23 protein-coding genes and 1 riboswitch are annotated in these 25,336 nt (G+C 66.9%); of the genes, 10 read left to right on the forward strand and 13 right to left on the reverse strand.

Going from position 1 to position 25,336, the window contains the following annotated elements; genetic code table 11:
* Nucleotides 1–37: 37 nt before the first annotated feature.
* The 4 genes from CG716_RS10360 to CG716_RS10375 all read left to right on the forward strand — a co-directional run bounded on the left by CG716_RS10360 (nt 38) and on the right by CG716_RS10375 (nt 3,418).
* Entirely contained in the window at nt 38–898 is an 861-nt protein-coding gene (locus CG716_RS10360; RefSeq protein WP_094479127.1) for a bifunctional methylenetetrahydrofolate dehydrogenase/methenyltetrahydrofolate cyclohydrolase, read from the forward strand.
* Nucleotides 899–918: 20 nt separating this feature from the next.
* A complete protein-coding gene (locus CG716_RS10365; RefSeq protein WP_094479416.1) occupies nt 919–1,224 on the forward strand; it encodes a DUF3017 domain-containing protein in 306 nt (101 codons plus the stop codon).
* A 71-nt stretch (nt 1,225–1,295) separates the two neighbouring features.
* Nucleotides 1,296–1,907 (forward strand): TetR/AcrR family transcriptional regulator, encoded by a 612-nt coding sequence (locus CG716_RS10370; RefSeq protein ID WP_094479129.1) that lies wholly within the window; start codon nt 1,296–1,298, stop codon nt 1,905–1,907.
* Entirely contained in the window at nt 1,907–3,418 is a 1,512-nt protein-coding gene (locus tag CG716_RS10375; RefSeq protein WP_420093183.1) for an FAD-dependent monooxygenase, read from the forward strand. Before CG716_RS10370 ends, CG716_RS10375 begins: the two co-directional genes overlap by 1 nt.
* On the opposite strand, the gene CG716_RS10380 is transcribed toward CG716_RS10375, so the two are convergent.
* Genes CG716_RS10380 through CG716_RS10400 form a run of 5 tightly spaced genes read right to left on the reverse strand, consistent with a single transcriptional unit; the run spans nt 3,415 to nt 9,073 of the window.
* Nucleotides 3,415–4,587: a sensor domain-containing diguanylate cyclase gene (locus tag CG716_RS10380; RefSeq protein WP_094479131.1), complete on the reverse strand. Its 1,173-nt coding sequence runs from the start codon at nt 4,585–4,587 to the stop codon at nt 3,415–3,417. The two genes, CG716_RS10375 and CG716_RS10380, sit on opposite strands and share 4 nt — an antisense overlap.
* A 46-nt stretch (nt 4,588–4,633) precedes the next feature.
* A complete protein-coding gene (locus tag CG716_RS10385; RefSeq protein ID WP_094479133.1) occupies nt 4,634–5,815 on the reverse strand; it encodes a sensor domain-containing diguanylate cyclase in 1,182 nt (393 codons plus the stop codon).
* Nucleotides 5,816–5,826: 11 nt separating this feature from the next.
* Nucleotides 5,827–6,561, reverse strand: coding sequence for a class I SAM-dependent methyltransferase (locus CG716_RS10390; protein ID WP_094479135.1), 735 nt, complete (start codon nt 6,559–6,561; stop codon nt 5,827–5,829).
* Nucleotides 6,558–7,697: a homoserine O-acetyltransferase MetX gene (gene metX / locus CG716_RS10395; protein ID WP_094479137.1), complete on the reverse strand. Its 1,140-nt coding sequence runs from the start codon at nt 7,695–7,697 to the stop codon at nt 6,558–6,560. Before metX ends, CG716_RS10390 begins: the two co-directional genes overlap by 4 nt.
* 11 nt (nt 7,698–7,708) lie before the next feature.
* Nucleotides 7,709–9,073: a bifunctional o-acetylhomoserine/o-acetylserine sulfhydrylase gene (locus CG716_RS10400; RefSeq protein WP_094479139.1), complete on the reverse strand. Its 1,365-nt coding sequence runs from the start codon at nt 9,071–9,073 to the stop codon at nt 7,709–7,711.
* A 42-nt stretch (nt 9,074–9,115) separates the two neighbouring features.
* Nucleotides 9,116–9,235, reverse strand: a riboswitch (SAM riboswitch).
* Nucleotides 9,236–9,416: 181 nt separating this feature from the next.
* On the opposite strand from CG716_RS10400, the gene CG716_RS10405 reads away from it, so the two are divergent.
* A complete protein-coding gene (locus CG716_RS10405) occupies nt 9,417–11,642 on the forward strand; it encodes an NADP-dependent isocitrate dehydrogenase (RefSeq protein WP_094479141.1) in 2,226 nt (741 codons plus the stop codon).
* On the opposite strand, the gene CG716_RS10410 is transcribed toward CG716_RS10405, so the two are convergent.
* Nucleotides 11,635–12,507: an epoxide hydrolase EphH gene (locus CG716_RS10410; RefSeq protein ID WP_410431273.1), complete on the reverse strand. Its 873-nt coding sequence runs from the start codon at nt 12,505–12,507 to the stop codon at nt 11,635–11,637. The genes CG716_RS10405 and CG716_RS10410 overlap by 8 nt on opposite strands.
* 59 nt (nt 12,508–12,566) lie before the next feature.
* Between CG716_RS10410 and CG716_RS10415 the strand changes: the two genes are divergently transcribed.
* Complete coding sequence (locus tag CG716_RS10415; RefSeq protein ID WP_094479143.1) at nt 12,567–13,370, forward strand: exodeoxyribonuclease III; 804 nt, start codon at nt 12,567–12,569, stop codon at nt 13,368–13,370.
* Here the strand turns inward: CG716_RS10415 and CG716_RS10420 are convergent.
* Nucleotides 13,367–14,410, reverse strand: a complete 1,044-nt coding sequence (locus tag CG716_RS10420) for an esterase/lipase family protein (RefSeq protein WP_234817790.1) — start codon at nt 14,408–14,410, stop codon at nt 13,367–13,369. The two genes, CG716_RS10415 and CG716_RS10420, sit on opposite strands and share 4 nt — an antisense overlap.
* Complete coding sequence (locus CG716_RS10425) at nt 14,410–15,477, reverse strand: esterase/lipase family protein (RefSeq protein WP_234817791.1); 1,068 nt, start codon at nt 15,475–15,477, stop codon at nt 14,410–14,412. The genes CG716_RS10420 and CG716_RS10425 overlap by 1 nt, the downstream gene beginning before the upstream one ends.
* Before the next feature lie 61 nt (nt 15,478–15,538).
* On the opposite strand from CG716_RS10425, the gene trpS reads away from it, so the two are divergent.
* Both trpS and yhjD read left to right on the forward strand, forming a co-directional pair.
* Nucleotides 15,539–16,555, forward strand: a complete 1,017-nt coding sequence (gene trpS / locus CG716_RS10430) for a tryptophan--tRNA ligase (RefSeq protein ID WP_094479145.1) — start codon at nt 15,539–15,541, stop codon at nt 16,553–16,555.
* A 20-nt stretch (nt 16,556–16,575) separates the two neighbouring features.
* Complete coding sequence (gene yhjD, locus CG716_RS10435; RefSeq protein WP_094479147.1) at nt 16,576–17,619, forward strand: inner membrane protein YhjD; 1,044 nt, start codon at nt 16,576–16,578, stop codon at nt 17,617–17,619.
* Nucleotides 17,620–17,631: 12 nt separating this feature from the next.
* Here the strand turns inward: yhjD and CG716_RS10440 are convergent, their stop codons facing one another.
* The 4 genes from CG716_RS10440 to CG716_RS10455 all read right to left on the reverse strand — a co-directional run bounded on the left by CG716_RS10440 (nt 17,632) and on the right by CG716_RS10455 (nt 21,841).
* Nucleotides 17,632–18,879: a D-alanyl-D-alanine carboxypeptidase family protein gene (locus tag CG716_RS10440; RefSeq protein WP_094479149.1), complete on the reverse strand. Its 1,248-nt coding sequence runs from the start codon at nt 18,877–18,879 to the stop codon at nt 17,632–17,634.
* 67 nt (nt 18,880–18,946) lie between these two features.
* Entirely contained in the window at nt 18,947–19,942 is a 996-nt protein-coding gene (locus CG716_RS10445; protein ID WP_094479151.1) for an SMP-30/gluconolactonase/LRE family protein, read from the reverse strand.
* Nucleotides 19,923–21,329 carry an aspartate aminotransferase family protein gene (locus CG716_RS10450; protein ID WP_094479153.1) on the reverse strand — a complete coding sequence of 469 codons (1,407 nt, stop codon included), beginning with the start codon at nt 21,327–21,329 and terminating at the stop codon, nt 19,923–19,925. The genes CG716_RS10445 and CG716_RS10450 overlap by 20 nt, the downstream gene beginning before the upstream one ends.
* Nucleotides 21,326–21,841 carry an Lrp/AsnC family transcriptional regulator gene (locus tag CG716_RS10455; RefSeq protein ID WP_410431276.1) on the reverse strand — a complete coding sequence of 172 codons (516 nt, stop codon included), beginning with the start codon at nt 21,839–21,841 and terminating at the stop codon, nt 21,326–21,328. The genes CG716_RS10450 and CG716_RS10455 overlap by 4 nt, the downstream gene beginning before the upstream one ends.
* Before the next feature lie 122 nt (nt 21,842–21,963).
* Here CG716_RS10455 and CG716_RS10460 point away from each other — a divergent pair, with 122 nt between their 5' ends.
* A complete protein-coding gene (locus CG716_RS10460; RefSeq protein ID WP_094479155.1) occupies nt 21,964–23,466 on the forward strand; it encodes a gamma-aminobutyraldehyde dehydrogenase in 1,503 nt (500 codons plus the stop codon).
* A 19-nt stretch (nt 23,467–23,485) separates the two neighbouring features.
* On the opposite strand, the gene CG716_RS10465 is transcribed toward CG716_RS10460, so the two are convergent.
* Nucleotides 23,486–24,064 (reverse strand): carboxymuconolactone decarboxylase family protein, encoded by a 579-nt coding sequence (locus CG716_RS10465; RefSeq protein ID WP_094479428.1) that lies wholly within the window; start codon nt 24,062–24,064, stop codon nt 23,486–23,488.
* A 93-nt stretch (nt 24,065–24,157) separates the two neighbouring features.
* On the opposite strand from CG716_RS10465, the gene CG716_RS10470 reads away from it, so the two are divergent.
* Nucleotides 24,158–25,336: an acyl-CoA dehydrogenase family protein gene (locus CG716_RS10470; RefSeq protein ID WP_094479157.1), complete on the forward strand. Its 1,179-nt coding sequence runs from the start codon at nt 24,158–24,160 to the stop codon at nt 25,334–25,336.

The following is a 25,336-nucleotide window of genomic DNA, read 5'->3' on the forward strand; positions in this document are numbered from 1 at the left end:
CAACGACAGCTCCCGGTGCGATGGAACAATATGGCGCGTGGTCGCAATCACCCTGGACGGCAAGCTCACCCGCGACGAGATTTTCGTCGATCTGAAGGATCGTGTGGCGGCGCTCACCGCGGCCGGACACACCCCGGGATTGGGTACGGTCCTGGTCGGCGACGACCCCGGTTCGCATGCCTATGTGAAGGGCAAGCACTCCGACTGCGCCAAGGTCGGGATCACCTCGATCCGCCGTGACCTGCCCGCCGACGTCAGCCAGGCTCAGCTCGACGAGACGCTGGACGAGCTCAACGCCAACCCCGAGTGCACCGGATACATCGTGCAGCTGCCGTTGCCGCGCCATCTCGACGAGAACTCCGCGCTGGAACGGGTCGACCCGGACAAGGATGCCGACGGATTGCACCCGACGAACCTGGGCCGGCTGGTGCTCGGCGCTGGAAATGGATCAGCGGCGCCGTTGCCCTGTACGCCGCGCGGCATCGTCCATCTGCTGCGACGCTTCGACGTACCTATCGCCGGCGCGCACGTGGTGGTCATCGGCCGCGGTGTGACCGTCGGTCGCCCACTGGGCCTGCTGCTCACACGGCGCAGCGAGAACGCCACAGTGACGTTGTGCCACACCGGAACCCGTGACCTTCCTGTGCTCACCCGGCAGGCGGACATCATCATCGCCGCCGTCGGTGTGCCGCACATGCTGACCGCCGACATGGTGCGACCCGGTGCGGCCGTGGTCGACGTCGGGGTGAGCCGCGTGGACGGAAAGCTCACCGGCGACGTGCATCCCGATGTCTGGGAGGTCGCGGGCCATGTCTCGCCCAACCCGGGCGGGGTGGGTCCGCTGACCCGGGCTTTCTTGCTGACCAACGTCGTCGAACTGGCCGAAGCGGCCCGGTGACCGCCCGGGCGGGGCGCGGGGTGCCGACCTGGGCGCAGGTATCGGCATTCGCCAGGCGCGTCGTGCGTTCGCAATGGCCGATCCTGGGCGTCGCGGTGATCTTCGCGGTCGCCTTCGTCCTCGTGGCGGCGGGCTTCTGGCGGCGCGGCGCGCTGCTGATCGGTATCGCGGTCGGCGTGGCAGCCGGGCTGCGGCTGGTGCTGACCGAGGAGCGGGCGGGCCTGCTGGTGGTGCGCTCCCGTGGCGTCGACTTCGCGACGATGACCACGGTGTGCGTGGCGGTGGTCTACATCGCGGCGACGATCGACCCGCTGGGTACGAGCTAGCGGGGCCTCCCCCGAAATCTGCCTGGTGGGCAATATTGCACGGTGGGCAACTTTAGGCGTACGGTGGCGGCATGACGGCACCGCAGGGGCTGCGCGAGCGCAAGAAGGCCGAAACCCGAAGGGCCCTCAGTGATGCCGCACTGGCATTGACCGTCGAGCGCGGCCTGGACAACGTCACGCGTGAAGCCATCGCCGAACGCGCCGGGGTGTCGTTGCGCACGTTCAACAACTACTTCGCCGGTAAGTATGAGGCCATCGCCTACCGGCAACTCGAACGAATGCGCCACAGCCTGGCGGCATTTCGAGCTTCGCCCGCGAGTGAACCGCTGTGGAAGGCGATCGCCGAGTCGGTGCTTCAGCCGCTGCTCGCCGAGATGGGCGAGGACTACGCACCGACGCGCAAGCAGCTCGACCAGCTCGTCGAGCTGAGCATGGCCACGGAAATCCGCAACGCGCTGGCCAAAGACCTCATGGCCGAATGGATCGACGCTATCGCCGAACGCACGCACACCGATCCGGTCCGCGACATGTACCCCCGCCTCGTGGGCGCCAGCATCCGCGCCGTCGCCGAAGCCGCGATGGACACCTACCTCGCCTCAGACCCGCCCGTCCCCATCGCCGGTCTGATCCGCCGCGGCTTCGCCGCTGTCGCCGCGGGTCTTCCCGAACCGAAAAGGAAGTGATCGTGACCGAGAACCCCGCCGTCGTCATCTCCGGTGCCGGACCCAACGGCCTGATGCTGGCCTGCGAACTCGCGCTCGCCGGCATCAGCGCCGTCGTATTGGACGCACTGCCCGGGCCCAGCTCGGAGCCGAAGGCCAACGGCCTTGTCGGGCAGGTGGTTCGGATGCTCGACATGCGTGGGCTCTACTCCGCCTTCACCGGCGACGACCAGCCGCCACAGGCGTTGCCAGGGTGGATGTTCTCCGGGATGCAACTGCAGTACCCGTCGGACAGCCCGATGTACGCGATGATGATGCCGCAGCCGCGGCTGGTCCGGCTGCTGGAACAGCATGCCCGTGACCTTGGCGTGGACCTGCGCTGGGGCCACGAACTGACCGGACTGCGACCCGGCGCGGACGATGTCGAACTCAGCGTGGCCACCGTCGACGGTGTCTACACCCTGAAAACCGGGTACCTCGTCGGGGCCGACGGTGGGCGCAGCCTGGTGCGCAAGAGTGTCGGCATCGATTTTCCTGGCACCACGTCGGCCACGGTCGCCCGGCTGGCGCAGGTCCATGTCCCCGAGGAGCTGCGCGCGCCGGACGGCGGGCTGAACGTTCCCGGCGTTGGGCATATACCATTCGGGCACAACAGGTTTGACTCAGGCATGGTGCTCGTCGGCAGTTTCCAGCCCGAGGTTGTCCTGGTGGGCACCAGAGAGGACGGGACTGCCGCCGAGCAGGGGCCCATGTCGATCCCCGAACTGCGCGCCAGCCTGGAGCGGATTCTGGGTGTCGACGTCCCGCTGGAAGAACCCCGCGGACCGGGACCGCATGCGCTGCGCCGGATCGACGGCCAGAACACCCGACAGGCCGAGCATTACCGGGCCGGGCGGGTACTGCTGCTCGGCGACGCCGCCCATGTGCATTCCGCGATGGGTGGCCCCGGGCTGAACTTGGGCCTGCAGGACGCGGTGAACATGGGCTGGAAGCTGGCCGCCGACATCAACGGCTGGGCCCCGCCCGGACTGCTCGACACGTATCAGAGCGAGCGCCACCCGGTGGGGCGGCGGGTGATGATGCACTCGATGGCGCAGGGCGCGCTGATGGCGCCGGGGCCTGAAGTAGCCGAACTCCGAAGGCTATTCACCGAGCTGATCGCGATCCCTGAGGTGAGTATGCACCTCGGGAAGCTTCTCGCCGGCTCTGATGTCCGCTACGACGTCGGTGACGACCATCCGTTGTCCGGCTATCTGGTGCCGGATCTGACACTCGACGACGGCCGCCGGGTGGCGAGCCTGCTGCACAACGCCAAGCCGATTCTGCTGGACCTGTGCGGAGGCGCGGCGGCGGCCGGCGCACAGGCCTGGGCCGGCCGCGTCGATACCGTGACTGCGGAACTGGCCGGCGGGCCGGCGGCGCTAATGATCCGTCCGGACGGTTACATCGCTTGGGCCGCAGATGGATTCGGGCCTACCGATGCACGCAATCTCCAAGAGGCATTGCACCGCTGGTTCGGACTTGCCGGTTAGGCCTGCCCGGGCTTGCGGGGCTTTTCCCGGTACATCTGCAGATCGACCCGTGTCATCAGGTCGGATACGGTGAGGTCGCGGTCGCCGGCGGTGATGAATCCGATACTCACGCCGATTTGGCACGGACAGCGGTCACCGGTGCCAAGTCCTTTGATACGCTGGCGAATTCGATTGGCGGCGGCGCTGGCCTCTGCGGCGTCGGCGTCAACCAGGGCGACACAGAACTCGTCGCCGCCGAGGCGGGCGACGAAATCGTCCGGCCCGGCCTCGTGCCGCAGCACGTCGCCGATGGCCATCAGCACGTTGTCGCCCGCGATATGCCCGAACCTGTCGTTGACGGACTTGAAGTCGTTCACATCGAGAAACAGCAGGCTCAGACGGCCTCGCCGGTCCTGCGCCCGGTGCAACTCCTGTTCGATCCGTTCCACGAAACCGCGGCGGTTCAGCACCGACGTCAGCGGGTCGGTGCGGGCCAATTCGGCCAGCTGCTGCTGCAGGTGCTTGAGCTTGGTGATGTCGTGCGACGTGCTGAGCACGGTGAGGACGGTGCCGTCTGCGCCGCGTTCGGGCACCACCCGGGTCAGGAAGGTGCGTGGTCCGTGCACGGTGGGAAGTTCATGCTCCTCCTCGGCCGGCTCTTCGGTGTGCAAAACCTTGTCCACCAAAGACTCCCACTGGGCCACCAGCTCTGGTGGCAGGCCGAGTTCGCGTTTGCTCTTGCCGATGAATGCCTGGGCCGGAATTCCCGTCACCCGTTCGATGCTCGGGTTGATGTAGACGTGCCTATGGTTGCGGTCAAGGCGCGCGACGATGTCGGGCAATGCCTGTGCGATGGCGAAGAACGCCTCGTTGTATCGCTGGCGCGGCGTCGTCAGTCGCAGAATTCCCAGGCAGCGGGTGGGTGGATCGTCGAGTGCTTGCAGTACGCACTCCCAATCCGGCGCATCGCGCAGGTATGCCACCGTCGGTGAACTGTCGGTCTCGGGCCACGCCGAGTCCAGCCCGGCCAGGAAGGCGGTCTCGTCGAGTCGACCGGTACGCGTGTCGACGGCAGCGGCGAACTCGGCTGTTCGGGACACGATCTCGACTCGAACGCCGTTCCGTTGGCATAAGAAGGCCGGCACCGCCGACGCGGCAAACCAGTGCAGCCACTGATCCCCCATAGCCATGGACTCTAGCGTCCGTCTCAGCGACGGTATGTGTCTCGTGAAAGACCTACGACGGCCCGGTCTCGTTTCCGCCCGACTTCACCTGGTACATCAGTGCGTCGACGCGGGCGAGTAGGTCCTGTGCCGTCAGGTCCTGCTCTTCGGCCGCGGCGATACCGACGCTCACCGATATGCCCAGTGGCCGGCCCTCGTCGGTGATATCGCTGACCCGCCGGCCGATGCGCTGCGCGACGGCCTGGGCGCTGGCCGCGTCGGTATCGATGAGGGCGACGCAGAACTCGTCGCCGCCCAGCCGGGCCGCGACATCGTGGGGTCGTGTCTCCTCGATCAGGATCCGGCCCACCGTTTCGAGAACCCGGTCGCCTGCGACGTGGCCGAACCGGTCGTTGATGTCCTTGAAGTTGTCGAGGTCCAGCAAGAGCAGGCTGAAGCCGCCCTGGGAACGCCGGACGCGGTCCAACTCGAGGTCCAGGCGCGAGGTGAAGCTGCGGCGGTTGAGTAGTGACGTCAGCGGGTCGGTGCGGGCAAGCTGCTCGAGCTGGTGCTGCAGTCGTCTGACGTCGCTGATATCGCGCACAACCGAGAGGACGGTCTGCGCTCGCCCCTCGTTGTCGAACTCGGGCGTCGCCCGGCCCAGGTAGTGGCGAAGGCCCGTCGCTGCGAGGTAGTCGAACTCGATTTCTACGGGTTTACCGGTGTCGAAGACCCGTTGGTAGGCGGCCTGGAATGCGGTCGCCAGGTCAGTGGAGACGCCCACCTCGGCATGGGTCTTACCCAGCCGTGTTTCCGTGGGTATGCCGGTGAGCTTGGCCATCGGTGGATTGGCGTACCTGCACCGAAACTCGCGATCGAACCGCGTGACCACGTCGGGCAGGTTTTCCACGATCGTGAAGAACGCGTCGCTGGGAGCCTGTAACTCCTCGGGCAAGCGCAGGATTGCCAAGTACTCACCCTGCTCGGCCTCGACGGCGCGGATCATGCAGTGCCAGGCGGGTTCGTGAGCCGCCGCGATCGCGAAAGAGTCAGCACCGGCGGACGAAGGCCACTGCTCGTCGAGCCGCTCCAACAGCGACCGCTCGTCGAGGCGACCACTGACCGACTGCATGGCAGCCATGAACTCGGGCGTGCGTGACACGATCGAAAGCTCGCCAGTTGCCCGCCGACAGTGGAACGCGGGCACGCCGGCGGCCGCCAGTGTGGATAGCCATTGCGCGGCGGACACCCCCATGGCCGCTAACCCTATCCGCCGAGCGTCGCGCGGATACACACCGTGATATAGGGCAGCGCCACTCCGGTCGAGTTCGCCAGTGCCGGATGGGTGGCCAGCAACTCGCGAACCTGCTCGAGAGTCTGGGTGCGCACCGCCGTCGGCGAGGTTATGCAGTAGCTGCGCGAAGCCACGAGGTCGATCAGCGCCTGCGGCGTCAGGTAACTCGTCCACTCGACACGGTGGTGTTCGACATCGGCGAACGGTGCGGGGACTGTTGTGGTGTCGTTGAACTGGGCGTTCTCGTGGCCGATGATGCGACCCAGATCCTTGACCCAGCCCAACCGTTCGTCACGGGCGTTCCACACCAGCCCGAGCCGGCCGCCGGGCCGCAGTACCCGGGCCACCTCGGCGACCGCCCGCTGCGGATCGAACCAGTGCCATGCCTGGGCCACCAGAACGGCGTCAACGCTGTTGTCGGGCAACGGGATCTGCTCGGCGGTACCCAGCAGCGCCGGGGTGTCGGGCAGTGCGGAGCTGAGCAGCTCCAGCATCTCGGCCAGCGGGTCGACGGCCACCACCTTCAAGCCACGCTCGACCAGCCGGGTGGTCAGCTTGCCGGTGCCGGCGCCCAGGTCGAGCACGTCGCGGGCGCCGGGCGGCAACAACCAGTCGATGGCCTCAGGCGGATACGACGGGCGGCCCCGCTCGTAGGCGGCAGCCTCGGACCCGAAGGACAGTGAACGGATCCGCTGTGACTCGGTCACAGCGTGCGGGAACCTTGACCCTCGGCCAGATCGAGGGTCTGGCGGATCAATTCGCCCACCGCCTCGGTTTCGACGAGGAAGCCGTCGTGACCGTAGATCGACTCGACCACGTTGAGCCCCGAGCAGTTTGGCAGCAGCCCGGCCAGTTCCTGCTGCAGGCGCAGCGGGTAGAGCCGGTCGGAGGTGATGCCGCCGACCACCGTCGGCACCGGGCAGGACCCCAGGGCCGCGGCCACGCCACCCCGTCCGCGCCCGACGTCATGGTTGGACAGCGTCTCGGTCAGCGTCACGTAGCTGCCCGCGTCGAATCGCTCGACCAGTTTGGCGCCCTGATACTCCAGGTAGCTCTGCACCGCATACCGGCCGCCGGTCAGCGTGTCTTCGTCGTCCTGGGCGTCATTGCCGAACCGGTTGTCCAGTTCGACCTCACCGCGGTAGGTCAGGTGGGCGAAGCGCCGGGCCAGCTGCAGCCCGACATCGGGGTTGCGCCCGGTGCCGTGATAGTCCCCGCCCTGCCAGTTCGGGTCCGCCTTGATGGCCGCGATCTGGGTGCTCTGCGTGCCGATCTGGTCGGCGGTCGCGCGCGCACCGACGGCCAGCACCAGCGCGGCCCGAACTCGTTCGGGGTAGCCGACCATCCACTCCAGGGCACGCGCACCGCCCATCGAACCGCCGACCAATGCGGCGACGTCGGTGATGCCCAGTGCGGCCAGTGCGGCCACGTCCGCGTTGACCTGGTCGCGCACGGTGATGATCGGGAACCGCGAACCCCACGGCTTTCCGTCGCGGGCCAGCGAGCTGGGCCCGGTCGAGCCGCGGCACCCGCCCAGCACGTTGGTGGCCACCGCGCACCAGCGGTTGGTGTCGATCGGTGCACCGGGGCCGGCAACGCCGTCCCACCAGCCTGGGGTGGGATGGCCCGGTCCGGCGGGCCCGGTCAGATGCGAGTCGCCGGTCAGGGCATGCAGTGCCACCACGACGTTGTCGCGGTTGGGGGACAGCTCGCCCCAGCGCTGCACCGCGATCGAGACGTCGGGGAGTACTACTCCGCTTTCCAGCCTCAGCGGGCCGATGTCGACGACACCGATCTCACCCTCGGCCGGCAGGGTCACTATGCGCTCATCACTGATCGTCATATCAGGCTCACTCAAAAGGCTGCCACGGCCCGCGCGTCCGACGCATCCGCCGACACGGACTTGGCGGCCGCGAAGCCACGCTCCAGGTCGGCCAGGATGTCGTCGATGCCCTCGAGGCCAACGGCCAGACGCACCAGACCCGGGGTGACGCCGGTGGCCAGCTGCTCCTCGGCGGACAGCTGCTGGTGTGTCGTCGACGCCGGGTGGATCACCAGCGAGCGCACATCGCCGATGTTGGCGACGTGGCTGTGCAGCTGCAGGGCGTTGACGAACGCCTTGCCTTTTTCGACACCTCCGGCCAGCTCGAAGGCCAGCACCGCTCCGGTTCCCTTGGGCGCCAACTTCTTTGCGCGCTCGTACCACGGCGAGGTCGGCAGGCCCGCGTAGTTGACCGACACCACGTCCTCGCGGCCGACCAGGAACTCGGCCACCTTCTGGGCGTTGGCGACGTGGCGCTCGATGCGCAGGCTCAGCGTCTCCAGGCCTTGGGCGATCAGGAAGGCATTGAACGGCGAGGCCGCCGAGCCCAGGTCACGCAGCAGCTGAACACGGGCCTTGAGCGCGTAGGCGGGCGGGCCGAGTTCGGCGAAGACCACCCCGTGGTAACTGGGGTCGGGGGTGGTAAATCCCGGGAACTTGGCTTGCCCAGATTCTTCAACGCGCCAGTCGAACTTGCCGCTGTCGACGATCACCCCGGCGATGGCTGTGCCGTGGCCGCCGAGGTACTTGGTCGCCGAGTGCACCACGATGTCGGCGCCGTGGGCGATCGGCTGGATCAGGTAGGGCGTGGCGATGGTGTTGTCGACGATCAGCGGCACCCCGTTGTCGTGGGCCACCTTCGACACGGCCGGGATATCCAGTACGTCGATCTGGGGGTTGGAGATGGTCTCGGCGAAGAACGCCTTGGTATTGGCTTGCACAGCGCTGGACCACGACTCAGGGTCGTCGGGATCGGTCACGAATGTGGTCTCGATGCCCAGCTTGGGCAGTGTGTAGTGCAGCAGATTGTAAGTGCCGCCGTACAGCCGCGGGCTGGACACGATGTGGTCCCCGGCGTTGGCCAGGTTCAGGATCGCGAAGGTCTCCGCGGCCTGGCCGGAGGACAAGAAGAGGGCGGCGACCCCGCCTTCCAGGGCGGCGATGCGCTGTTCGACGGTGTCCTGGGTCGGATTCATGATCCGCGTGTAGATGTTGCCCGGCTCGGCCAGTCCGAACAGCGCGGCGGCGTGGTCGGTGTTGTCGAACGTGTACGACGTGGTCGCGTAGATCGGCAACGCCCTGGCGTGGGTGGCGACGTCGGGGGATTGCCCGGCGTGGATCTGCTTGGTCTCGAACGACCAGTTCGCGCTTGGGTCGTCGATTTCGGGTGTGCTCATGTGAAACGAACCTCCATCTGTTCTGGGGGCCCGTTCATAGCGGACCCGCGCTTGCCGTGCAGCTACGTGCAGCTGCTCAACCTGGTCTTCACCCGGAGCACCCCACCGCGGTTGGAGGGTTGCCGGCCAGCGAGCCGGGGCTTGACGCTGGCGCTCATGACCGACCCAAAGCATAGCGGACCTTCGTAACGGGAGGCCAGCGGGTTATCCGGTGCTCGTCGGGTTGGCACTGTGACGCAGACCTCTGCACTGATCCGGTAACCGCGATCACGTAGCGTCGGATGCGACGCGATACTGATAGCCGCCACACCGCAACTGAACGACCGCCGGGAGACAACAGCACATGAGCGCCGAGCAACCGTCCATCATCTACACGCTCACCGACGAGGCGCCGCTGCTGGCGACCTATGCCTTTCTGCCCGTGCTCCGCACCTTCGTCGAACCCGCCGGCATCGACGTCAAGACCAGTGACATCTCGGTGGCCGCGCGCATCCTCGCCGAGTTCAGCGACCGGCTGACCGATGAGCAGAAGGTGCCCGACAACCTCGCGCATCTGGGCGAGCTGACCCAGGACCCGTCGGCCAACATCATCAAGCTGCCCAACATCAGCGCCTCGGTACCGCAGCTGATCGCCGCGATCAAGGAGCTCAAGGCCAAGGGTTACGACCTGCCCGACTTCCCCGGTGAAGCCAAGACCGACGAGGAGAAGGCGATCAAGGTCCGCTACTCCAAGATCCTGGGCAGCGCGGTCAATCCGGTCCTGCGTGAAGGTAACTCGGACCGTCGTGCCCCCAACGCGGTCAAGGAGTACGCCAGGAAGCACCCGCACAGCATGGGCCAGTGGTCGCAGGCGTCGCGCACCCACGTCGCAACCATGAAGACCGGCGACTTCTACCACGGCGAGAAGTCGATCACGCTGGACAAGGACCGCAAGGTGCGGATGGAGCTGAAGGGCAAGAGCGGCGAGACGACCGTGCTCAAGCCCGAGGTGAAGCTCGACAACGGCGACGTCATCGACAGCATGTACATGAGCAAGAAGGCGCTGATCGACTTCTACGAAGAGCAGATCGAAGACGCCTACAAGACCGGTGTGATGTTCTCGCTGCACGTCAAGGCCACCATGATGAAGGTCAGCCACCCCATCGTGTTCGGTCACGCGGTGAAGGTCTTCTACAAGGACGCGTTCGCCAAGCATGGCGAGCTGTTCGACGAGCTCGGGGTGAACGTCAACAACGGCCTGTCCGACCTGTACGACAAGATCGAGTCGCTGCCCGCCTCGCAGCGCGAGGAGATCATCGAAGACCTGCACAAGTGCCACGAGCACCGGCCGGAACTGGCGATGGTCGACTCGGCGAAGGGCATCTCGAACTTCCATTCACCCAGCGACGTCATCGTCGACGCCTCGATGCCCGCCATGATCCGGCTCGGCGGCAAGATGTACGGCGCCGACGGCCGCACCAAGGACACCAAGGCCGTCAATCCGGAGTCGACCTTCTCCCGGATGTACCAGGAAGTCATCAATTTCTGTAAGACCCACGGCCAGTTCGACCCGACCACGATGGGCACCGTCCCCAACGTCGGGCTGATGGCGCAGAAGGCCGAGGAGTACGGCAGCCACGACAAGACGTTCGAAATCCCCGAGGACGGTGTCGCCGACATCGTCGACAACGACACCGGCGAGGTCCTGCTGAGCCAGAACGTCGAAGCCGGCGACATCTGGCGGATGCCGATCGTCAAGGACGCCCCCATCCGGGACTGGGTCAAGCTGGCCGTCAATCGGGCCCGGCTGTCCGGGATGCCCGTGGTGTTCTGGCTCGACGACGAGCGCCCGCACGAGAACGAGCTCCGCAAGAAGGTGAAGGCCTACCTCAAGGATTACGACACCGAGGGCCTGGAGATCACGATCCTCCCGCAGGTGTGGGCCATGCGGTACACGCTCGAGCGGTTGATCCGCGGCCAGGACACCATTTCGGCGACCGGCAACATCCTGCGCGACTACCTCACCGACCTGTTCCCGATCCTGGAGCTGGGCACCAGCGCCAAGATGCTGTCGATCGTGCCGCTGATGGCAGGCGGTGGCATGTACGAGACCGGTGCGGGCGGGTCGGCGCCCAAGCATGTCAGCCAGCTGGTGGAGGAGAACCACCTGCGCTGGGATTCGCTCGGCGAGTTCCTCGCGATCGGTGCCAGCCTCGAGGATCTGGGCAACAAGACCGGCAACGCCAAGGCCAAGGTGCTCGCGACCACGCTGGACACCGCGGTCGGAGAGCTCTTGGACGCCAACAAGAATCCGTCACGCAAGGCCGGCGAACTGGACAACCGGGGCAGCCAGTTCTATCTGGCGCTCTACTGGGCGAAAGCGCTGACCCAGCAGACCGACGACAAAGAACTGGCTGAGCATTTTGCGCCGCTGGCCAAGACGCTGGCCGAGAACGAGGACACCATCGTCGCCGAACTCAACGAGGTGCAGGGCAAGGCCGCCGATATCGGCGGCTACTACTACCCGGACCCAGAGAAGACCAGCGCGGTGATGCGGCCGAGCAAGACCTTCAACGAGGCGATCAGCTAGCGCCGGCCTGGCTCTGCCGCACTGGCGGCACGTGCGCGTCAACCCAGTCGATGATCAGGTTCGTGACGCGTTCGGGCGCCTCGAACATCGGGATGTGTCCGACGCCGTCGAGCATGGTGACCTTCTCGATGTCCGGAATGTGCTTGCGGAAGTGGCTGGTGAACCGGGGATGGGGTAGCACCCGGTCCCGTTCGCAGACCACCAGGTGGGTCGGGATCGTGGTATCCGCCAGCTCCATCAGGCCGGGTAGCAGCAGGGCCTTGATCAGCAGCTGGTAGTAGGCCGGGCAGTGGTTGACGTCATCGATGATCTCCTGCAGCTGCACCTCGGTCAGACCGGCCGGGGTGGCGCTGATCGGCACGCTGGCCGCAGCCTTGACTCCCGGTAGCCGCAGCGCTCGATCGCGCAGTACCAGCGCTGTCAGCCAGACCGGAAGCCCGGCGACGAACTTGCCGACGATCTCGTATTTCACCGGTGACCAGCGATGCCAGCCGCCGGCCGGTGCGATCGCGGTCAGGGTCCTGGCCCGGCCCCGTCGCTCGAGCTCGAAGGAGACCCAGCCGCCCAGCGAGTTGCCGACGATGTGGGCGGTTTCCCAGCCCAGCTCGTCGAGCTGACGTTCGACGTGGTCGGCCAGGGTTTTGGTGTCCAGCAACCAGGAGCGGCTGCGCGGGCCGCCGTTGTGGCCGGCCATCGACGGCGCGAAGACCTCGTAGCGGCCGGTGTCGGCCAGCCGTGGGGCGACGTCGGCCCAGACGTAGGACGACATCATGAACGGGTGCAGCAGCAGGATCGGCTCGCCGGCCCCGTCGGAGCCGCCGGGCCGGCGGCCATTGCCTAGGTGAATTGATTCGCGGGGCGCCACAACCCGACCGTAAAGGTGATACCGCTGGTACCGCAATACTGCACGATAGGTTTTCCTCCGTGATCGTGACCACCATCAATGTGAACGGCGTGCGCGCGGCGGTGCGCCAGCGTTCGGAAAGCAACCTCGGCCTGCTGGACTGGCTGTCCCGAACTACCTCCGATGTGGTGTGCCTGCAGGAGACGCGCTCCGACGACGAGCAGATCGCCGATGCGCTGGCCCCCGCGGTGGCCGACGGCTGGACTCTGGTGTCGGCCAGCCCGCACCTCAAGGGCCGTAGCGGCGTCGCCATCCTGTCTCGCACACCGATTGTGGCATCCCGAATCGGCTTGGCGGCAACCGAATTCGAATCCCATGGCCGCTACCTCGAGGTCGACCTGGAGACCGGGCAGACCGTCGGCAGCGTCTACGTCCACACCGGGGAAGCGGACACCGACCGCCAGCTGGAGAAGGAACGGTTCATTGCCGCGCTGGCCAAGCGGATGGCCGAGCTGACCGCCGACGGTCGCGACGCGGTGATCTGCGGCGACTGGAACATCGCGCACACCACCAACGACATCAAAGCCTGGAAAGCCAACGTCAAGAAGTCAGGGTTACTGCCCAGCGAGCGGCAGTGGCTGACCGACCTGCTGGACTCGGGCTGGGTCGACGTCGTGCGCCGCATGCATCCCGACGTCGCCGGCCCGTACAGCTGGTGGTCATGGCGAGGCAAGGCGTTCGACAATGACGCCGGCTGGCGGATCGACTACCACCTGGCCACCGAGAGTCTGGCCGAGCGCGTCGTGACCGCCCGTGTGGAGAAGCCCGCCGCCTACGCGCTGCGCTGGTCGGATCACGCCCCGGTGACCGTCGAGTTCGGTTAGCAGCCGTCCCGGTTGGGGCCGTCCAACGCCTTGGGCGCCCCGTCGATCGCCGCGGTCACCGCGTCGAGCACCCGCGGGTCCCACGTCAGCGCCGTGTCGCGCTTCAGGTTGGTGATCATCGAGACGTAGTCGCTGTGGGTGTCGTCGACGATGCGGCAACGCCGGTGCGGCAGCACGCTGTCGTCGACGTCGCGGGCCAGCGCACTGCGCAGTTCGACCACTCCGTCGTTGGGCCACACCGCGGCGTCGGCGGGGTCCGGGTGGGTGTACCGGTTCCCGCCGATCAGCGTCACCGGGATGTCGTCGAGCACGCCTGCCTGAAAAGTGTTCCAGCCCTTGGCCCCGGTCAGGTAGGGCTGGGCGAGTTCGCGCGCCGAGCCGGAAAGATGCACGGCAGCAATGTCTCTGGCATAACCCTTCATCTGGCTCTCGCAGAACGGGTCACCTTGGCAGGCACTCAAAGCGATGCTGCCCTCGGCGTAGTTCGCCAGATATGATCCCTGCCAAGGTGTTCCGATCGTCGTCAACGACCGGACCAGCACCGGTGAGCCGGTCGCTCGAAGGGTTCGGATCGCCGCCCGGGAATACAGTCCGCCCATCGAATGGCCTACCAGGTCCACCTCGTCGATCTTCTTCTCGGTGTGCAGCCAATCGATGAAGCGGGCCAGGTGCTCACCGGCGAGATCGATGCTGCCGGTGCTGTCCACCGTCACCGCCGCAGGTAGCGGCGACGGGCACGAGGCGAACGCCCCGTAGCCGTTGGTGTCGCGCACCTGTCCCGGGCCCGCCATGGCCGGCGCGGTGAACACCGAATATCCCTTGCGCACAAGGTGTTCGCGCAGCGGGGTGTGGTCGGTGCCCGCCGGCAAGCCGATGGCGCAGGCGGCATCCGGTGCGGTGTAGGGAGCGGTGCTGGCCAGACCTGAGACGAGGACCACTGCCCGCGACGCTGGACGCGGCTGGGTGTCGGTGTGTGAGCAGCCCGCCAGCATGATCGCGGCGAGCAGCGCCAGGCTGCGCGGCACTAGGCGGGGCAGCACTAGGCCGGGCAGCCTTCACGGTTGGCGCCGTCGAGCGCTTTGGGGGCGCCGTCGATGGCCTGGTGCACGACGTCGAGCACCTGCGGGTCCCACGTCAGCGCCGTCTTCTGCTCCAGCCCAGCAAGATTGGAGACGTAGATGCTGTGCGTGTCGTCGAAGGTGTAGCAGCGCCGGTGCGGTAACACCGGGTCGCTGATCTCCTTGGCCAGCGCGCTCTGCAGGGCCACGATGCCGTCATTGGGCCACACCGCCGGATTCACCGGACCGTCGCTGCTGGTTTTTGGGAGGTTGAACTTCTTGCCGCCGATCAGCACCACCGGGATCTTGTCGAGCACGCCGGATTGGTATTCGTTCCAGCCGTCCTTGCCCATCAGGAACGCCTGGTTGACCTCCCGGCCCGAGCCCGCCATCAGCCGCTTGACCTCCTCGGCCATTCCCTTCATCGAGGTCTCGCAGAATGTGTCGCCCTTGCAGTCGCTCAGTGGGGTGATGCCGTTGGCGTAGTCGGACAGATAGGAACCCTGCCACGGAGTGCCGATGGTGGTCAGCGACCGCACTTTCAGCGGCGAGCTCGTCGACTCCAGCACCCGAATCGCGGCGCGCGAGTACAGCCCGCCCATCGAGTGGCCGACGAAATCGACCTCGGTGACGCCTTTGTCGGTGTGCAGCCAGTTGAGGAACCGGGCCAAGTGTTCGCCGGCGGTGTCGATACTGCCCGTCGAATCGACCGTCATGTTCTCCGGCAGGGTGACCGGGCAGACCCCGAACGGCCCGAACCCGGTCTGGTCGACGACCTGGCCGCGGCCGGCCATGGCGGGGGAGGTGTAGACGGTGTAGCCCTTGCCGATCAGGTACTCGCGCAGTGCGGTGTCGGTGTTGCCGGCCGCCAGCCCGGTCTTGCACGCTTGTTCGGGGCCGGTGAACGGTGTCGTCGCGTCCCCGCCGGAGACGATCACCACGGCGGTGGATGCCGGGCGCTTCTCGTCGTTGGAGGTGGAATTGCTCTGGCAACCGGCCAGCACGCCGATCATGGTAATCGCGGCGGCCAGCGCCAGTAGTCCTCGCACGAAGCAGGATGCTAGCCGCCCCCGGTCGTTGACTTGGGCCTCGTGTCAGGATTGATGCACCATGAACAGCACATCCCGTCGTGTCGTCTTCTCCGGCGTTCAGCCGACTTCTGATTCGCTGCATCTGGGCAACGCGCTCGGTGCGATCAGACAATGGGTCGGTCTGCAGGACGACTACGACGCATTCTTCTGCGTGGTGGACCTGCACGCGATCACCGTTCCGCAGGACCCCGCCACGCTGCGTTATCGCACTCTGGTGACCGCCGCGCAGTACCTGGCGCTGGGCATCGATCCCGACCGGGCGACGATCTTCGTGCAAAGCCATGTGCCCGCCCATACCGAACTGGCTTGGGTGCTGGGCTGTTTCACCGGATTCGGACAGGCGTCGCGGATGACGCAGTTCAAGGACAAGTCGCAGAAGCAGGGTGCGGAGGCGACGACGGTGGGGCTGTTCACCTATCCGGTGCTGATGGCCGCCGACGTGCTGCTCTACGACACGGACCTGGTTCCGGTCGGTGAGGATCAGCGCCAGCATCTCGAGCTGGCCCGAGACGTCGCGCAGCGGTTCAACGTCCGGTTCCCCGACACGTTCGTCATCCCCGAGCCGATGATCACCAAAGTAACAGCCAAGATCTACGACCTGCAGGACCCGACGGCCAAGATGAGCAAGTCCGCGGCCACCGAAGCCGGGCTCATCAGCCTGCTCGACGCCCCGAAGGTCACGGCCAAGAAGATCCGCTCTGCAGTCACCGACAGTGAGCGTGAGATCCGCTTCGACGTCGACGCCAAGCCTGGGGTGTCCAATTTGCTGTCGATCCAGTCCGCGGTGACCGGCACCGATATCGACACACTCGTGGCGGGCTACGAGGGCCGCGGCTACGGCGACCTGAAGAAGGACACCGCCGACGCGGTCGTCGAATACGTGAGGCCGCTGCAGCAGCGTGTCGACGAACTGCTTGCCGACGTGGGCGAATTGCAGGCGATCCTGGCCAAGGGCGCGGCACGCGCCCACGAGGTGTCTGCTAAGACCATCGGACGGGTATACGAGCGGTTAGGGTTTTTGCCGGCAAGTCAGTAGGCACTTCGGGAGGCTGGGCGATGACAGAACCGGCCAAACCAGGTCGCTTGGACCGGCTGCGGGCTCGCTATCACTGGCTCGACCACGCGGTGCGCGCCGGGCAGCGCTACCAGACCGTCAGGGGCGACTTCTACGCCGCGGGCATCACCTACTTCACGATCTTCGCGTTGTTCCCGTTGCTGATGGTCGGCTTCGCGGCCGCGGGTTTCGCCCTAGCGAGCCGGCCGCATGTGCTGGCCGATATCGAAAGCCGGATCAAGGCAACGGTTTCCGGTGACTTCGGCCAACAGCTGATCGGCCTGATCGATTCGGCGATCCAGTCCCGCACTTCGGTGGGTGTGATCGGTCTGGCCACCGCGGCGTGGGCCGGGCTGGGCTGGATCGCCAATCTGCGTGAGGCACTGAGCCAGATGTGGGATCAGCGCGGCCAGCAGCAGAACTTCGTGCGCACCAAGCTGTCTGACTTGCTGGTGCTGTTTTCGGCGTTCGTGGCGATCATCCTCACCATCGCTCTGACCGCGCTGACCGACCCGTCGGTGATGACCAAAGCGCTGCAGGCCGTTGGCATACCGCATCCCGACGGCCTGGGCGGGGTGCTGCGGTTGGTCTCGCTGGTGATGTCGTGGGCGGTGTCGTGGCTGCTGTTCAGCTGGATGATCGCGCGGTTGCCGCGCGAATCGGTCAGCTTCCACAGCAGCCTGCGAGCCGGCCTGATGGCCGCCGTGGCCTTCGAGATCTTCAAGCTGGTCGGGTCGATCTATCTGCGTTCGGTGGTGCACGGGCCGGCGGGAGCGACGTTCGGGCCGGTGCTGGGCCTGATGGTGTTCGCCTATATCACTGCGCGGCTGGTGCTGTTCGCCACCGCGTGGGCCGCGACGTCGAAGGACAATCTGCTCCCCGAGCCGGCCGGGGCGCCCGCCCCGGCGATCATCTCGCCTCGGGTGGGCCCGGACGACGGGCTGAGCGCGCGGCAGACGGTCGCCGCGATGGCGGTGGGTGCGGCAGGCGCGCTGGGTCTTTCGCGGATCTGGCGGCGGGGCCGCCCCAGGTACCCGAGGGGCTGATGCGGCCTTGGGTTACCGCCCGCGCGCGGGGCGGCGGTTGATGGACCGCGCCATCATGATCAGCGTGAAGATCACCAGCGAGCCGACCACACCTACGCCGACACGCACCGGCACCGCGTCGGCTTCGGGCAGTACCGCCGAGGCCTTGGCGGCTACCGCGGAAGCCGGGTCCGGCTTGGGCGGGATCAGTGACGGATCGGGGTCGATCAGGTTGCCGACCTTGGTTCCCGGCGGTGTGGAGAAGCCGTAGTCCAGCAAGTGGGCGGCCTGCTGCCACGGAGCGATCGGCTGGCGGGTGCCGCGCACCAAGATCGCCACCAGCCGGCGGCCGTCTTTATTCGCGGCGCCCACGAACGTCTGCCCGGCGTCGTCGGTGTAGCCCGTCTTGCCGCCTAGTGCGCCCGGGTAGTTGTAGAGCAGCTGGTTGTCGTTCTCCAACTGGTAGCCGGGATGGTCGCCGTCCTCGCCCGGCTTGGCCGGATGCCCGGGGAAGTCGTACTTCTCAGTGGCCACGATGCTCGCGAAAGTCGGGTTCTCCCAGGCATATCGGTAGAACAGGCCGAGGTCGTAAGCCGAGGTGCTCATGCCCGGCCCGTCCAGCCCAGACGGCGTCGCCGCGCGAGTGTCCTGTCCGCCGAGCTTGCGGGCCAGGCTGTTGATCTTCTGCACGGCAGTGTCGACGCCGCCGATCTGCACGGCCAGCGCGTGCGCGGCGTCGTTGCCCGAGTGCATCAGCAGGCCGTGCAGCAGATCGTTGACGGTGTAGTGGCCGCCGACGTCCACGCCGACGCGGGTGCCCTCGGCGTTGGCGTCGTCCTGGGTGCCCTCGACGACCTTGTTCAGCGGCAGCTCGTTGATCGCCTGCATCGCCGTGAGCACCTTGATAATGCTGGCGGGGCGGTGGCGGGCATGGGGATCGCGCGCGGCGATGATGTCGCCGGTGTCCAGGTCGGCGACGATCCACGACTCGGCTGACACGTCGTCCGGCACCGGTGGTGTGCCCGCCGCGACGATCACTCCGCAGCCCGACAGCGCGTCGCCGCCCACCGTCTTGGCGGGGACGGGAAGGGGCTGCGGCGGATCACCGGCCTGGGGCACCTCCGAGGAGTCGACGGCCGGCGGTGTACTGACCTTGTACGGGCAGGTGTTGGGGTCTGGTGCCCCGTTCGGTTCGGCCCACGCGATCGCCGGGGTGCCGACGACGCACAGCGCCGCGGCCACTGCGGCAGCACACCGCGTGAGTAATTTCTCCCTCGCCATCGAGACGCAGAGTAGGGGATTTCGGTCCAGAAATCGTGGAGCCGCGCTGTGACTGGTGTGGTTGGTGTTACAAATCGAGACATGCGACGGCGGACGCGCCGATGCAGCCCAGCCACAGTTTCCCGTCGTGTTCCACCAGTCCGGTGGCCAGCGCGAAACGGGGATCGGTGGTGCGCAACTGGGCCTGCACCCGGCCGTCGAGGTCGACGGCGATTGCCCACACCACCGGTTTGGGATTGGGCATCCAGCGGTAGGGCAGCTTCCAGAGCAACCGGCGCAGCGCTGGGGCGCGTGGGGCCAGCCATTCGCCGACCGCGTTGCGCTCACTGACCAGTGCCACCCAGATGCGGCCGTCGGGGGCCAGCGAGATGTTGTCCGGATAGCCCGGCAGGTTCTCGATCAGCGGCACCGGTTCGCCGACCCCGGACGGGGTCAGGGGATATTTCGATACCCGGCACGCGGTGGTCTCGGCGACGACGAGCGCGGACTCGTCGGCGGCCAGCGCCACCCCGTTGGCGAACCGCAGCCCGGTGGACAGTGTGGTCACTCTGCCGTCGACGTCGCGACGGAACAGCGACCCGCTGGCCCGTGCCTCCAGCACCGCGCCCTTGTAGTACTCGTAGTGGAAGCGGGACGTCGACTCGGTGAAATAGATTGTGCCGTCCTGAGATTCGACGACATTGCTGCAGAACGTCAGCGGCCGCCCGGCCACTTGGTCCACCAGTGTCTCGAACATGCGGCTGACTGGATCCAGCCTCAGCAGCCCGCGGTGGCTGTCACAGATCAACAGCCGCCCGTCACGGGCCACCGCCAGGCCCAGCGGCCGTCCGCCGGTGTTGGCCACCACCTCGGGGGTGCTGCCGGGGCGGATCCGGACGATCGCGCCGTCGTCGGTGCCGGTCCAGATCGCGCCGTCGGCGTCGACCACGACATCCTCGGGCGCGTGGCCCGGCACGTCGACTATGCGTAGCGGTCCGGACAGATCCGGCGGCGGCAGCGGCGCAGACAGCGGCGGCTGCCACCGGACGGGATCGACCGGAGGCTTAGTGCCAGGCGTCGCCACGGGTCTGCAGGTGATCCCAGGCCTGCGTGAACACGCGGCGCAGGATCTGCTCGATCTCGTCGAACACCGCCTGGTCGCTGATCAGCGGCGGGGCGAGCTGCACTACGGAGTCGCCGCGATCGTCGGCGCGGCAGTACAGCCCCGCCTCGAACAACTCGACCGACAGGAAGCTGCGCAGCAGCCACTCGCTGAGCTCGTCGTCGAGGATCGCCTTGGTCGCCTTGTCCTTGACCAGCTCGATGCCGTAGAAGAAGCCCTCGCCGCGGACGTCGCCGACGATCGGCAGGTCGAGCAGCTTCTCCAGGGTGGCCCGGAACGCCGGAGCCGTGGTCTTGACGTGGTTGTTGAGGCCTTCGCGCTCGAACACGTCCAGGTTGGCCATCGCGACTGCCGCCGAGACGGGGTGCCCGCCCCACGTGTAGCCGTGCGCGTACGTCGTCTGGCCGTCGTTGAAGGGCTCGAACAGCCGGTCGGAGGCGATCATCGCGCCCAGCGGGGCATAACCCGACGTCAGGCCCTTGGCGCAGGTGATGATGTCCGGCACGTAGTTGAAGTCGTTGCACGCGAACATCGAACCGATGCGGCCGAACGCACAGATCGTCTCGTCGGAGACCAGCAGCACGTCGTACTCGTCGCAGATCTCCCGGACCCGCTCGAAGTAGCCGGGCGGCGGCGGGAAGCACCCGCCGGCGTTCTGCACCGGCTCGAGGAACACTGCCGCCACGGAGTCGGGACCCTCCATCTCGATGGCCTCGGCGATCCGGTTCGCTGCCCACTGCCCGAACTCTTTGATGTCGGTGTCGTGGCCTTCGGGCGCGCGGTAGAAGTTCGTGTTGGGCACCCGGAAGCCACCCGGCGTGATCGGCTCGAAGGGCGCCTTGAAGGTCGGCAGGCCGGTGATGGCCAGCGCCCCGTGCGGCGTGCCGTGGTAGGCGATGCTGCGTGAGATCACCTTGTACTTGCCTGGTCTGCCGGTCAGCTTGTAGTACTGCTTGGCCAGCTTCCACGCAGACTCGACGGCGTCGCCGCCGCCGGTGGTGAAGAACACCCGGTTCAGATCACCGGGCGCGTAATTGGCCAGGCGTTCGGCCAGCTCGATGGCCGGCGGGGTCGCGTAGGACCACAGCGGGAAGAAGCCGAGTGTTTCGGCCTGCTTCTTGGCGGCTTCGGCGATCTCTTCGCGGCCGTGGCCGACCTGGACGACGAACAATCCGGACAGGCCGTCGATGTAGCGCTTGCCGTTGCTGTCCCAGATGTGGACACCGTCGCCGCGGGTGATGATCGGTGGTGTGATTCCGGCGCCGTGGCGGGCGAAGTGGCCCCACAGGTGCCGGTCCGCCTTTGCGCCGAGCTCGGCGGTCAGGTTCTGGCTCGCGGTGGTTGTCATCGGGTACCCCAATTGTATTGTTGCTTAACTAGTTTCAGATAGACCAGCGTCTCGGTGGAGGTAACTCCCGGCACGGCGCGGATCTGGGTATTGAGCAGCTCGAGCAGCTCGGCGTCGTCCTCGCAGACCACTTCGGCGATGGCGTCGAAGGTGCCCGCGGTGAGCACCACGTAGTCCACCGCTTCGATCTGCGCCAGCTTCTCGGCGACCTTGGTGGTGTCACCAGTGCAGCGGATGCCGATCATCGCCTGCCGGGTGAAACCCAGCTGCAGTGGATCGGTCACCGCGACGATCTGCATGACCCCGGAGTCGACCAGGCGTTGCACCCGCTGGCGCACCGCCGCCTCCGACAGTCCGACGGACTTGCCGATGGCGGCATAGGACCGCCGCCCGTCCTGCTGCAGTTTCTCGATAATGGCTTTGGACATCTCGTCCAGTTGGACAGGCCCGTTTCCGCCCGCCGCAACGGCGCGGACGGGAAACCGAGTGGCCGGTACACCCGAGTCGCGCATGCCCATGATTGTGCACGGAATCAGTTGTTTTAGGCAACAAGATCGATGAAATTGGTGGTCTTCACCCGCCCATACTGCGGTAATGCGTAGCAGCGGCTGAGCGGGTCGGTTACCGTGGGAGGGTGACCGCACTCGCCTCTGACAAGACTCTCATTGTGCCCAGTAGCTGGATCGATGGCGCCCCGGTGGTAACCGGCGGCAGCCTTCACCGGGTGGTCAACCCGGCCGACGACAGTATCGTCGCGGAGCTGGCCCTGGCCCAGCCCGCCGACGTCGACACCGCGGTGGCCTCCGCCCGCGCCGCCCTGGGCGGTTGGTCGCGGGCGACCCCGGTCGAGCGGGCCACGGTACTGGCCAAGCTGGCCGAACTCGTCGACGCCAACGCTGAGCAGATCGTCGCCGAAGAAGTCAGTCAGACCGGCAAGCCGGTGCGGCTGGCAGGAGAGTTCGACATTCCCGGCAGCATCGACAACATCGCGTTCTTCGCCGGGGCGGCCCGCCAGCTGGAAGGCAAGGCCACCGGGGAGTACAGCGGCGACCACACCTCTTCTATTCGGCGCGAGGCGGTCGGGGTGGTCGCGACGATCACGCCGTGGAACTACCCGCTGCAGATGGCGGTGTGGAAGGTGCTCCCGGCGCTGGCCGCGGGCTGTTCCGTGGTGATCAAGCCCGCCGAGCTGACGCCGCTGACCACACTTACGCTGGCCCGGCTGGCCTCCGAGGCCGGCCTGCCCGACGGGGTGCTCAATGTCGTCACCGGCGCCGGTTCCGACGTCGGGTCGGCGTTGGCCGGCCACCGCGACGTCGACGTCGTGACGTTCACCGGCTCCACCGCCGTGGGCCGCCGGGTGATGGCCGCCGCCGCCGTGCACGGCCACCGCACTCAGCTCGAACTCGGCGGCAAGGCGCCTTTCGTGGTGTTCGACGACGCCGATCTGGACGCCGCGATCAACGGCGCGGTGGCCGGCTCACTGATCAACTCCGGGCAGGACTGCACCGCGGCGACGCGCGCGATCGTGGCCCGCGATCTCTATGACGACTTCGTCTCCGGCGTCGCCGAGCTGATGGGAAAGATGGTCGTCGGCGACCCGCAGGATCCCGACACCGATCTCGGTCCGCTGATCTCGGCCGCCCACCGCGACAAGGTCGCGGCGATGGTTGCCCGCGCGCCCGGCCAAGGCGGTCGCATCGCGACCGGCGGTGCCGCGCCGGACCGGCCGGGCTCCTTCTACCTGCCGACGCTGATTGCCGACGTCGCCGAGACGTCCGAGGTGTACCGCGACGAGATCTTCGGTCCAGTGCTGACCGTGCGCACCCACGACGGCGACGACGACGCGCTGCGCCAGGCCAACGACACCGACTACGGGCTAGCCGCATCGGCGTGGACTCGCGACGTCTACCGCGCCCAGCGGGCGTCGCGCGAGATCAAGGCCGGCTGTGTGTGGATCAACGACCACATCCCGATCATCAGCGAGATGCCCCACGGCGGGGTCGGGGCGTCCGGGTTCGGCAAGGACATGAGCGACTACTCCTTCGAGGAGTACCTGACCATCAAGCACGTGATGAGCGACATCACCGGCGTTGCCGAAAAGGATTGGCACCGGACGATCTTCAAGCTGCGCTAGGTGGTCCAGGGACGGCGGCTCATGTCGTCCAGGGGACGCGGCAGGCGTCGCCCGAACTGAAGCCCTGCTCGGTGATGCCCAGTGCCGCGTTCATCCGGGAGCGCATGTTCTCGACGCCGACCTGGTAGGTCAGCTCGACCACCCCGTCGGCGCCGAACCGGCGCCGCAGGTCGTCCACCTGTTCGTCGGTGATCGCGTGCGGATCCTTCGTCATCGCGTCGGCGTAGGCGATGGCGGCTCGTTCGTCGTCGGTGTAGAGCGGCGAGGTCATGTAGTCGTCGATATGCGCGAGCCGGTCGAGGTCCAATCCCTCCAGCCGCATCAGCATCTGCCCGAAGTCGACGCACCAGGAGCAGCCGACGGCGCGGGCGGTCCAGAACACCGCCAGTTCGCGGACGTCGACGGGCAGGGTCTTGGACGCGTTCTGCAGCATGCCCTCGTGGACGGCGTTGGCTACCAGCAGGCGAGTGTGGTGGGCGTAGACGGCGAAGGGTTCGGGAACTTCGCCGAAGCGTCGCTTCGCCCAGCGGTACATCAGCCGGGTCAGCCGCGGGGCCTGTTCCGGGGTGAGTGGTTCCAGTCGTGTGTTCGTGGTCATGTCCTCAAGATGCTCCTCGGGCCGGAAATGTGACACCCCGATCGGTACCAATATTGGCTTGACGGACTAACTATTCGGCTAGGGTGCTCACTTGTGGATTTCGACCTCGACGCCGAACAACGCGCCTGGTTGGAAGCGGTGCGGGACTTCCTGCGGGAGAACGTTACTGACGCCCTGCGTGCCGAGATCGCCGAACACAATCTGGAATACCCCGGCGGCGAGGTGGCAGCGTTTCGTGGCAAGCTCGGGGCCAAGGGCTGGTTCGGCCTGAACTGGCCCGCCGAGTACGGCGGCCTCGGTCTCGGGCCGGTGCATCTGCACCTGCTGATGACCGAGTTCGAGTACTGGGGTGTGCCCGGGCCCGACCTGACCGTGACCTCGATCGCGCCGATGATCATGCGGCACGGCACCGAGCAGAACAAGCGCGACTTTCTCCCACTCATCGCACGTGGTGAGATGACCTGCGCCCTGGGTTATTCCGAGCCCGACGCCGGGACCGATCTGGCCGCGCTACGAACCAGGGCGGTGCGCGACGGCGACGAATGGGTGATCAACGGGTCCAAGATCTGGAACAGTGGAGCCCAGCGGTCGACCCACGAATGGTTGTGTGTGCGGACCGATCCGAACGCCCAGCGGCACCGGGGCATCTCGGTGATCGTTGTCCCCGTCGACAGCCCCGGTGTGCGGATCCGCCCGCTGATCGCCTGGTCGGGCTACCGCACCAACGAGGTCTTCTTCGACGACGTTCGGGTGCCGGTGACCAACCTCATCGGCGAGGAGAACCGCGGCTGGTCGTACATCACCGGCGCTCTCGACCTCGAACGAGGTGCGCTGACCAACGCCGGGGATCTGCGTCGCGCCTTGGATGAGCTGCAGGTGCTGGCGCGCATGCCGCGCCGCGACGGCACCGTCCCGATCGACAACCCGGGATTCCGGCGCCGGCTGGCCCAAGCCGAGGCCGACGTCGAGGTAGCCGGTCTGATGGGCTATGAGGCTTCGTCGATGTTGTCCGACGGGGTGATCCCGACCGTGGAAGTGAGCGTGGAGAAGGTGTTCAGCAGCGAACTACGCCAGCGCATAGCCGATTTGGGTATGGACCTGCTGGGCGCCGAAGGCCTTCTGGCGCATCGTAATCCCGAAGCCCCGGCCGGTGGACGATTCGAGAAGCTGTACCGCTTCGCCCCTCTGATGCGTTTCGGCGGCGGCACCAACGAGGTGCTTCGCGATGTCATCGCCCAGCGCGGCAACGGCATGCCTTCTTACGGGCGATGA

It is taken from the genome of Mycolicibacterium sphagni (genome assembly GCF_002250655.1).
Classification (GTDB): Bacteria; Actinomycetota; Actinomycetes; order Mycobacteriales; family Mycobacteriaceae; genus Mycobacterium; species Mycobacterium sphagni.

Coding starts and splice junctions, on each gene's coding strand:
- CG716_RS10400 (WP_094479139.1), bottom strand. CDS start 9,073: ATGAGCACACCCGAAATCGACGACCCAAGCGCGAACTGGTCGTTCGAG.
- CG716_RS10405 (WP_094479141.1), top strand. CDS start 9,417: ATGAGCGCCGAGCAACCGTCCATCATCTACACGCTCACCGACGAGGCG.
- CG716_RS10455 (WP_410431276.1), bottom strand. CDS start 21,841: ATGCGCGACTCGGGTGTACCGGCCACTCGGTTTCCCGTCCGCGCCGTT.
- CG716_RS10380 (WP_094479131.1), bottom strand. CDS start 4,587: ATGGCTATGGGGGATCAGTGGCTGCACTGGTTTGCCGCGTCGGCGGTG.
- yhjD (WP_094479147.1), top strand. CDS start 16,576: ATGACAGAACCGGCCAAACCAGGTCGCTTGGACCGGCTGCGGGCTCGC.
- CG716_RS10385 (WP_094479133.1), bottom strand. CDS start 5,815: ATGGGGGTGTCCGCCGCGCAATGGCTATCCACACTGGCGGCCGCCGGC.
- CG716_RS10370 (WP_094479129.1), top strand. CDS start 1,296: ATGACGGCACCGCAGGGGCTGCGCGAGCGCAAGAAGGCCGAAACCCGA.
- trpS (WP_094479145.1), top strand. CDS start 15,539: ATGAACAGCACATCCCGTCGTGTCGTCTTCTCCGGCGTTCAGCCGACT.
- CG716_RS10465 (WP_094479428.1), bottom strand. CDS start 24,064: ATGACCACGAACACACGACTGGAACCACTCACCCCGGAACAGGCCCCG.
- CG716_RS10450 (WP_094479153.1), bottom strand. CDS start 21,329: ATGACAACCACCGCGAGCCAGAACCTGACCGCCGAGCTCGGCGCAAAG.
- CG716_RS10440 (WP_094479149.1), bottom strand. CDS start 18,879: ATGGCGAGGGAGAAATTACTCACGCGGTGTGCTGCCGCAGTGGCCGCG.
- metX (WP_094479137.1), bottom strand. CDS start 7,697: ATGACGATCAGTGATGAGCGCATAGTGACCCTGCCGGCCGAGGGTGAG.